Annotated in this window: 9 protein-coding genes; 4 read left to right on the forward strand and 5 right to left on the reverse strand. The window is 64.4% G+C overall.

The window, feature by feature from the left end; genetic code table 11:
- Positions 1 to 31: 31 nt before the first annotated feature.
- Complete coding sequence (locus ACTHLF_RS11425) at positions 32 to 871, reverse strand: oxidoreductase (protein ID WP_440327464.1); 840 nt, start codon at positions 869 to 871, stop codon at positions 32 to 34.
- A 170-nt stretch (positions 872 to 1,041) separates the two neighbouring features.
- Between ACTHLF_RS11425 and ACTHLF_RS11430 the strand changes: the two genes are divergently transcribed.
- Positions 1,042 to 1,932 carry an AraC family transcriptional regulator N-terminal domain-containing protein gene (locus ACTHLF_RS11430; RefSeq protein WP_440327465.1) on the forward strand — a complete coding sequence of 297 codons (891 nt, stop codon included), beginning with the start codon at positions 1,042 to 1,044 and terminating at the stop codon, positions 1,930 to 1,932.
- A gap of 107 nt (positions 1,933 to 2,039) precedes the next feature.
- Here ACTHLF_RS11430 and ACTHLF_RS11435 read toward each other — a convergent pair whose 3' ends face one another.
- Positions 2,040 to 2,678 (reverse strand): TetR family transcriptional regulator, encoded by a 639-nt coding sequence (locus ACTHLF_RS11435; protein ID WP_440327466.1) that lies wholly within the window; start codon positions 2,676 to 2,678, stop codon positions 2,040 to 2,042.
- Positions 2,679 to 2,762: 84 nt separating this feature from the next.
- Here ACTHLF_RS11435 and ACTHLF_RS11440 point away from each other — a divergent pair, with 84 nt between their 5' ends.
- A complete protein-coding gene (locus ACTHLF_RS11440) occupies positions 2,763 to 3,428 on the forward strand; it encodes an O-methyltransferase (protein WP_440327467.1) in 666 nt (221 codons plus the stop codon).
- Positions 3,429 to 3,781: 353 nt separating this feature from the next.
- Here ACTHLF_RS11440 and ACTHLF_RS11445 read toward each other — a convergent pair whose 3' ends face one another.
- The 3 genes from ACTHLF_RS11445 to ACTHLF_RS11455 form a co-directional block, all read right to left on the reverse strand.
- Positions 3,782 to 4,249: a helix-turn-helix domain-containing protein gene (locus tag ACTHLF_RS11445; RefSeq protein WP_440327468.1), complete on the reverse strand. Its 468-nt coding sequence runs from the start codon at positions 4,247 to 4,249 to the stop codon at positions 3,782 to 3,784.
- A 136-nt stretch (positions 4,250 to 4,385) separates the two neighbouring features.
- Positions 4,386 to 5,039, reverse strand: a complete 654-nt coding sequence (locus tag ACTHLF_RS11450; protein ID WP_440327469.1) for a glutathione S-transferase family protein — start codon at positions 5,037 to 5,039, stop codon at positions 4,386 to 4,388.
- Positions 5,040 to 5,085: 46 nt separating this feature from the next.
- On the reverse strand, positions 5,086 to 5,796 hold the full coding sequence (locus ACTHLF_RS11455) for an SDR family oxidoreductase (RefSeq protein WP_440327470.1): 711 nt from the start codon (positions 5,794 to 5,796) through the stop codon (positions 5,086 to 5,088).
- A 306-nt stretch (positions 5,797 to 6,102) separates the two neighbouring features.
- Between ACTHLF_RS11455 and ACTHLF_RS11460 the strand changes: the two genes are divergently transcribed.
- On the forward strand, positions 6,103 to 7,239 hold the full coding sequence (locus ACTHLF_RS11460; RefSeq protein ID WP_440327471.1) for a M48 family metalloprotease: 1,137 nt from the start codon (positions 6,103 to 6,105) through the stop codon (positions 7,237 to 7,239).
- A gap of 8 nt (positions 7,240 to 7,247) precedes the next feature.
- Positions 7,248 to 8,642, forward strand: a 1,395-nt coding sequence (locus tag ACTHLF_RS11465; RefSeq protein WP_440327472.1) for a DUF4011 domain-containing protein, incomplete at its 3' end; no start/stop codon positions are given.

An 8,642-nucleotide genomic window follows, 5' to 3' on the forward strand; every position in this document is an offset into this window, starting at 1 on the left:
TCCCACAGCGCGCTCCTACACGAGCCTGGTATCAGCCTGGGAAGTCGGTGCTGGTCGAAATGTCTTTCACCGCTTCAAAATTCGCGCGCAGTTCGTCGAGGCGATCGCTCAGGAACTTGTACGCATCCGAGCCGAGCGGCAGGCGCAACGGCGGGTTTTCCGCATCCACGGCCTGGATGATCGCGGCGGCGCCACGGGCCGGGTCGCCGGGCTGTGTGCCGGTGTAAGACTTTGCCTGGCGCCGGCGTTCGCCTGCGGTCGCATCGTAGTCATCGATGACCGTCTTTGATTCGATGACGGAACGGCCGGCCCAGTCGGTACGGAAGCGGCCAGGCTCCACGATGATCACCTTGATGCCCAGCGGGCCCACTTCCTTCGAAAGCGATTCCGAGAAGCCTTCCACCGCCCACTTCGTCGCGTGGTAGTAACCGGTGGCCGGGAACGCAACAAGGCCTCCGATGGAAGAGACATTGACGACGTGGCCGCTGCGGCGTTCGCGCATGCCCGGCAGGAAATGGCGGGTCAGCGAGATGAGGCCGAATACGTTGGTTTCGAACTGGCGGCGGATCTCTTCGTCTTCGCCTTCTTCGATCGCCGAGAAGTAGCCGTAGCCCGCGTTGTTTACCAGCACATCGACGCGGCCAAAGCGCGCCTCCGCATCGGCAACGGCCTTGCGGATCGCCTGCTCGCTGGTGACGTCGAGGGCCAGCGCGAGCGCGGTTTCGGGGTACTTGTCGGCGAAATCCTGCATCTGCTCCGGCTTGCGAGCCGTAAGGACGACGCGCTCGCCGCGGGCAAGCACCTGCTCGGCAAGCTCACGGCCGAAGCCCGTGGAGCAGCCGGTGATGAACCAGATCTTTGAATCGGACATGGGGATTCCTTTGGCGGGGAGGCATGGGCCAGCGGCATCGCCGGCACCCATAAAGCATCGCGCCGAGGGCGAGGCGGGACTACGCCAAAGCTGCCGGTGTTTTGCACGATCCTGCCAAATTGCCCGCTGGCCTGTTCAGGTACCGTAATCGCCGGGTGCATAATGCCGGCATGGAGACGATGCTTGAACACATGTGCGAGGCGGTCGAACGCCACGCCGCCCACCCTCGGCAGGAGACCGCGCTGCCCGGCCTGACCCTGTATCGGGTCAACCAGGCTGCGCACCCATCCCACGTGTTCTACCGCCCACGCATGGTGGTGATCCTTCGCGGGAGCAAGACCATCGCCGCAGGCGACGCGCCGTTCCTTGCCGATACGTCGACCTTTCTGCTCGTCACCGTGGACCTGCCCGTCTGCGCGCAGGTCTTCCTGGATGCGGAAGGCCGCTCGCACCTCGCCTTCTCGCTCGACATCGACCGCTCGGCGCTGGCGGAAGCCATGTCGAGGCTTCCACTGAAGGAGGCGCCTTCCGGCGGACCCGCTGGCGCGGCGACCGCCGCCATGACGCCCGACCTGCTCGAGCCGTTCGCACGCCTGCTCGACCTGCTCGACCACCCCGATGACATTCCTTTCGTCGCTCCGCTGGTCGTGCAGGAGATTTACTACCGCCTGTTCTGCAGCGGCCTGGGCGAGCCGCTACGCCAGCTCGCTCAGAACAGCTCCCATGTTGCGCAGGTAGGCCGGGCGACCCAGTGGATCAAGGCGAACTACGCGGCGCCGATGTCGATCGACGCGCTGGCAGACGTGGCCGGCATGAGCGTCACGTCGTTCCATCGCCACTTCAAGGCGATCACGCTGATGACGCCCGTGCAGTACCGCATGCGGCTCCGCCTGCAGGAAGCACGCAAGCTGCTGCTCGCGGAACCCCGCTCGGCCGGTGCCGTAGCCGCCGCCGTCGGCTATGACAGCCAGTCCCAGTTCACCCGCGACTACAAACGCATGTTCGGCGCGCCGCCGGCCACTGACACCTCCCGCCTGACCGCTGCGACACCGCCCCTGTAGGAGCGCGCCGTTGGAGCATGCGGTGGGAGCGCTATGGCAGCGAGCTGTGGGAGCGTGCTTGCACGCGATGGGTGCTCGCGAAAAAAGTGCATTCCGCGAAAGCGCTCCTACAACGAGCGGGCTTCGATATCCCGAAGATACGCACAAAACATATCGGCCATAGCCGCACTGAACGCCTCGACCTCCTCACCCGTGCGCGGCGCTGACGAAAAATCCTTCCCCACCGCACTGAACGTGGAAAGAATCAGCGTTACCGCGGTGGCTCGCGCTTCATCGCTCGCCTTCGGCAGCACCTCAGCCATGAACGTGTTGAATGCCTGCTCGCCCGCCGCCCTCGCTTCCCGGGCCTCGGGCGCATCGCGATACAAGGGCGCCGCATCATCCAGGGCCACGCGCATGTCTGCCTCATCGCATTCCGATTGGATGAAGGCATGGACAAGCCGGCGCAAGCGCTCCAGCGGTGGCTGGCCGTCGCCGACAAGCGTGGCGACCAGCATGTCGGTGGTCTCCCGCCACTCGTCACTCTGCAGCCGGAACAGGATCGCGGCCTTGTTCGGGAAGTACTGGTAGATCGACCCGACGCTCACGCCGGCGCGCTCGGCGACCCGCGCCGTCGTGAACCGCGCAGCCCCTTCCTTCGCCAGAACCTGAGCAGCCGCCTCCAGGATCGCCGCTACGAGGTCGTTGGAGCGGGCCTGTTTAGGGCTTTTTCGCGAGGAAATCGACGGTTTTTTCTGGCTGGCCATGGCGCCCTGGGGAATGCGAATAGAAAACCTGACGGATTCGTCACATTCTAATCCCACGCCATTTCAACGCAACCGGAGACACCCATGACCACCCTCACCACCGCCCCCCTTGCCGGGCTCGTCGACCGCCTGTTCCGTGAAGCCGACCAGGTCTCCTGGACCGATAACCCCGCCCTGAAGAACCTCACGGATGCGGACCGCTCGCGGCTGATGCACAGCAAGACCGAGTACATCGACTTCTACGGCGTCATGAAGGACCTGCCGCTCCCGGTATCACGCGAAACGGGCGCCCTGCTCTACATGCTCGCCCGCAGCACCGGTGCACGCAGCATCGTCGAGTTCGGCACCTCGTTCGGCATCTCGACCCTGCACCTCGCCGCCGCACTGCGCGACAACGGCGGCGGCCGCCTCATCACCAGCGAATTCGAAGCATCGAAAGTGGCGAAGGCCCGTGACCACCTCACCGCGGGTGGCGTGATCGACCTGGTCGAGATCCGCGAAGGCGATGCGCTGGAAACACTCGCCCGTGACCTGCCCGAAAGCATCGACCTTGTCCTGCTTGATGGTGCCAAGGCGCTCTACCCCGAGATCCTGGCCCTGCTTGAGCCGCGCCTGCGCGTGGGCGCCCTGATCATCGCCGACAATGCCGATTACAGCCCGGAGTACATGGAGCGCGTGCGCTCGGCCAACAGCGGATATCTGTCAGTACCGTTCTCTGACGACGTCGAACTCTCGATGTGGCTGGGGTGATACCTCGGTCCTGGACGCTGACAGACATGGCGAACTCAGAGCATGGCCTTATAGAGGCTAAGTGTCTTTGTCGTCTGAACCAAGCCCTGCCGCAGTAAGGTCTCGAGGAAGCCATCTACATCGACGGCGGGATTCGAAAGCGTTGCTCGCTGCTTCCGGACCGCCGTCAGCACCGATGCCGCATCGAGATCAAAGAGGTTCTCGATGAACTCATCGGGATGCTGTGCCTCGATTCCATAAGGCGCCAATGCGTGCGTTGGGAAATCCCGCTGGCCCGAGCCACATCAGGCAGTCGCGAAGCGGTGCGGGATAGAGAACGCACGCGTCGTAGATCACGGTAAAGGGAGAATGCCTCATTCATATCCCATACCAAGGTCTTGCGCCTGCCGCGCCAATTCAGACATGGCATCTTCGCTCGCCCGCTCGCGCGTTTCCTTGTAACGCATGAGATCTGCGAAGCGAACCCGGCGGTGCTTGCCGGTCCGGTGGAACGCGAGTGCGCCGTCCTCGAGCAACTTCACCATGTGCGGCCTCGATACGTTGAGTAGATCCGCCGCTTCCTGCGTGGTGAGCTCGGCATGTACGGGCACAACTTTTACCGCATTGCCATCAGCCAGCTCGGCGAGGATATCGACCAACAGGCGAAGCGCCGAGGTGGGGAGTTCGACAAGGTGCGCCTGGTTCTGATCGTCGAAGATCTGGATGCGCTGCGTCTCGAGGCTAGTTGCCAGAAATGCCGCAAGCGCTCGCTGGCCACGAACCGCGGCCTGCACCTCCCGCTCAAGCGGAAGGGCGACTTTCGCGTGGGTTGTGACGGTCATGGCCGGGCTCCTGTGTGGACTGCCGGCCATGCTATTCGAAGTATTCGAAACTCGCAATAAACGAAACAGCGCGGTTATGGGCAGGCTTTACGTCTGCCTCGCGGCACCCGAGCAGCCGTCTTCGACCACCGAGCTCTCAAGCGCAGGCCGCATCCGCCGCAGCAAAGTGCGCGATCTGGTCCGCTCGCGCCTTCTGAAAGGCCGGCCGTGCGGTGGCTCGTGCGACGTACGCGTGGCAGGCGGGGTAGTCCGCCAGTCCGTCGAAGCGATCGACAAGGCGCAGCACGTCGGCCATCAGGATATCGGCCACCGAGAACTCGCCGGCCAGCCATTCGCGACGGGTGAGTACCGACTCCATGTGGCCAAGGCGCAGGCGAAGGAAGCCGTTGAGCTTCTCCCATGCGGATGACTCGCGGCTTTCCTCGGAGAACACGAGGATCGCCCACGGCAGGCTGGCCATCTCCACCGAGTTCAAGGCGGCGAATACCCATTCGGTCACCTCGGCGCGGCCGCGGGCGTCACCGGGCATGAGCTTGTCGCTGCGGCCGGCAAGGTGCATGAGGATCGCGCCGCTTTCGAAGACGGAGATGTCGCCGTCGGTAATCCACGGCACCTGCCCGAAGGGCTGGTGGGCGAAGTGCGCTGCATCGCGCTCCTTGAACGACACGCCACGCACCGTGTACGGAAGCCCCGCTTCCTCGAGCGCCCAGCGCACGCGCAGGTCGCGTACGTAGCCGCGTGGCGCCTCGGGCACCCAGTCGAACGTGTTGAGGATCAGGTCGGCCACCATGCACCTCCAGTCGTTTCCGTGGAGTCTTGAGGTTACCCCATGGGGATCACCAGGGAACGGCCTTCCCGTCGCGGTCCAGGTATTCGAGACCTGGCCGGCTGCGTTTCTTCTGGATCACATCGAGGATCAGCGGGATGCTTTCCTCGACGGTGTATGGCGCGTCATCGCCGCCCAGGTCGGTACGGATCCAGCCGGGCGCGAGCAGGAGCAGCGCACGGTTCGTATGCACCTGGCGAACCGCGTAGCTGCGCATGAACTGGTTGAGGGCGGCCTTGGAGCCGCGGTACACCTCGCGGCCACCGCGCTCGTTGTTGGCGATGCTGCCCTGCCCCGACGACATCACGCCGATCAGCCCGTTGTCGGTGACCAGGCTCTCGAGGCCTTCGACGACGCGCATCGGGCTCAGCGCATTGGTCACCATCACGTGCAGGAATTCGTCAGTGGTGACCTCGGCGATCGTCTGGTTCGGGTCTTCGTTCGTAGTGCCTGCATTGATGAACAGGACGTCGAAGCGCTTGCCCGCAAGGCGGGCCCGTAGAGATTCGGTGTCTTTCGGGTCGGTGATGTCGATGGATTCGATCGCCAGGCGATCAGCGTAAGTCGTGGCCAGGTCGTGCAGGGGTGTGGGTTTGCTCCCACGTACCGTACCCGTGACCGACCAGCCCTGCTTCAGGAACCCTTCGGCCATGGCCTGGCCCAGTCCGCGCGAGGCACCAATGATCAGGATGGATGGCGTGGCGCTCGGATGGCTCGTCATGGAGGTCTCTTGGCTAGGGTCATGGAAGATAGCGGGGTCCACCGGGGCGCAGGGTAACGATGCGTAGACGCTTCGCCGTGGCGGTGACCGTTGGTCAAACTGCGCCAAAAGGCGTCCATCCCGTGTGTAGACCCGCCATCCGCCGTCCCGGTTCACGATGACGGGTTGCCCGAGGCGGATTCGCCGCCACTCTGCGCGACTCCGCGGGCGGAGTAGACTTAGCGCTCCTTCGCCGGATTGCCTGGTATGGATGCCCAACCAACGCAGCACCGAGTCCTAGCCCCGCTTCCCTACCACGATGTCGTCGTGGCATATCTCCTCCAGCATGAACCGGACGTCTGGCACTGGGCTAACCAGCGCTCGACGAAGGAAGAGCAGCTAGACGCCGCTCGGGCTGCCCTGCTGCGTAACACCTACCGCATGGAACCGCAGGCGCATCCCGATACCCACGCCATACTTGGCGAGGCGATGGATCGCCTGGGGATGACCGGCATGCCTGTCACGCTTTACCAGTCGCACGGCACCGAGCTGAACGCATCGCTCGCGTTTATTCCCGGCGAGATCCACGTGGTTTTCCACGGCGCGGTGCTCGAACGACTTGCGCGGGATGAGCTGCTCGCGCTACTGGGGCACGAACTCGCGCACCACCTGCTGTGGTCACGCGACGACGGCCGTTACCTGGCCGCCGAGCGCATCCTTTCCGATGCGGTTGCGGCGCCTGGCGCGCGCGATAGCCACCGCGAGACCTGGCGGCGCTACGCGTTGAACACCGAGTTGTTCGCCGATCGCGGAGCCGCCGTCGCGGCCAATGGCGTGGAAGCTGCGGTTTCCACGCTTGTGAAGATGGAAACCGGCATCTCCACGGTGGACGCGGCGGCCTATCTGCGACAGTCAGATGAAGTGGAAACCCGGGAGTCCGCTGCCAGCGGCGCCTACAGCCACCCGGAGTCGACTATCCGCGCACGCGCGCTCGGCATGTGGTGGCAAGGAGCCGATGACCTGGATCCGTGGATTGAAGCCCGGCTCAGCGGCAAGCTGGCACTCGATCGGCTCTACCTGCCGGGTCAGGTCCGGATGCAGTCGCTCACCCGGCGATTCATCGCGTATTTCCTGAGCGGGTCCGCCCTGGCCAGCGATGCCGTAATGGCCCAGGTCCGCCTGATCTTTCCCGATTGGAGCGATGACGAGCCGGTGATCGACGTAGCGACGTTGTCGGCCGAAATCACCGAGGCGAACATCCGGCAATTCTTCAATGCCCTGATGATTGATCTGGCCCTTGCAGATCCCGACCAGCAACACGCCGCCCTGCTGCATGCAGGTATGGTGGCGACCGCACTCGGGAGCGTCGACGACCTCGCTGTCAACCTGCGTCGCGACGCAGGCTTTGGCAAACGCGAACTCGACCGCTACAAGCGCGAACTGGCCAAAGAGGTCGCCAAATGAACGACCCCATGAATAGCGCTCCACGTCAGGCGCTCGCCGCCTTGCTCGAGGCGCAGGGCGGCGCCGCGCTCGGAACCGACGATATTGTTGAGCTCGTCTTGCCCCTCTTCGAGGAAGTGGCAGCGCTGCACGCCCAGGACAAGGTCGCCCTGCTCACCACCGACACGATCCTCGTGGATGAGCAAGGCATCCTGCGTCTCGCTCATCCGGGCGGCCAGGAGCCGGCAATGGATATCGAGGCGGTGCACAGGGTGCAGCCCCAACAGTCCTCTGGCCTGAACATCATTGGGCACCTGCAGCAGAGCCATGAGGAAGACGGGCGGCGTGAGGTATCCGACCTGGCGGTGCAGCGCGATGCGGCCGCACCGATCGGGCGCCCCGTGTACCTGCCGGGACCAGCCAGCTGGGAAATCGTGATTGGCCACCACGACGAGATAACGGATGTCTTCATGCTGGGCATGATGCTTGCCAGCCTGGCGTGCGGCCTCGATTTCAGCGATGCGGATGATCTGGCCCGCTTTGCGGAAGCGCGGCGCAACCTGTTCAAGCTCAACGATCGCCTGCATCCGATCGTCGCCGCCGTCATCGTGGAAATGACCGAGGTCAACCGGCACGATCGCGCCACCGATGTCGCAGGCATGACCGCACGGCTGCGAAACTGGCGCGACCAGCCGCTCTCGCTGGATGTCGAGCGCGCGCTCGCCGGTGCCACGGGCGTAGCCCCCCGGCGCGTCGCGGTGCTGGCCCACTTGCGCGACCGCCTGTTTGACCTCTCGCGACGTAATCGCCTGCTCTATTTCCGCCCGAGCGCATCGACCGTCAACCTCACCGTGGCCAGCGTGCCACTGATGTTACAGATCGAACGCATCCGTCCCGAACAGATGTGCACATGGGGCGGCCCATTCGCACGCGATGTCGTCGCGGGTAGCGCGCTCTCGCTGCAGGGGTGGCTACGCTTCGACGACCAGCCCTACCTTCCACCCGCGCTCGACAAGCTTATCGCCGAAACCCGGCGCGACCGCGCCGAGTTTGGCTTCAGCAACCTGCGCCTCGTGATCGCCTTCCTGCGCTGGCACAACCTGAAGGAATCGCCCGACGAGCGAATCACCACGCCGCTGCTGTGGCTCCCCGTCGAGGTTTCAAAGCGCAAGGGCGTGCGTGACCAGTACGTCATGCAGGCAACCACGGGCGATGCAGAGTTCAATCCCGTTTTGCGGCATCACCTGCACCAGCTGTATGACATCCGCCTGCCTGAGACGGTCGATCTGGCCAAGACGACCATCGCCGAGATCCACGCGGATATCCTCGCGCAGATCCAGCGCACCGAGCCATCGGTCGCGCTGCGCATGGTCGATAAGCCGTCGATCCGCCTTGTCCGGCACAAGGCGATGCAGCGCCTGCAA

It is taken from the genome of Luteibacter sp. (genome assembly GCF_051958795.1).
GTDB lineage: Bacteria > Pseudomonadota > Gammaproteobacteria > Xanthomonadales > Rhodanobacteraceae > Luteibacter.

Bases quoted from the DNA above. Each gene is read 5' to 3' on its own strand.
- ACTHLF_RS11430 (WP_440327465.1), top strand. From the start codon at position 1,042: ATGGAGACGATGCTTGAACACATGTGCGAGGCGGTCGAACGCCACGCC.
- ACTHLF_RS11425 (WP_440327464.1), bottom strand. From the start codon at position 871: ATGTCCGATTCAAAGATCTGGTTCATCACCGGCTGCTCCACGGGCTTC.
- ACTHLF_RS11435 (WP_440327466.1), bottom strand. From the start codon at position 2,678: ATGGCCAGCCAGAAAAAACCGTCGATTTCCTCGCGAAAAAGCCCTAAA.
- ACTHLF_RS11450 (WP_440327469.1), bottom strand. From the start codon at position 5,039: ATGGTGGCCGACCTGATCCTCAACACGTTCGACTGGGTGCCCGAGGCG.
- ACTHLF_RS11455 (WP_440327470.1), bottom strand. From the start codon at position 5,796: ATGACGAGCCATCCGAGCGCCACGCCATCCATCCTGATCATTGGTGCC.
- ACTHLF_RS11445 (WP_440327468.1), bottom strand. From the start codon at position 4,249: ATGACCGTCACAACCCACGCGAAAGTCGCCCTTCCGCTTGAGCGGGAG.
- ACTHLF_RS11440 (WP_440327467.1), top strand. From the start codon at position 2,763: ATGACCACCCTCACCACCGCCCCCCTTGCCGGGCTCGTCGACCGCCTG.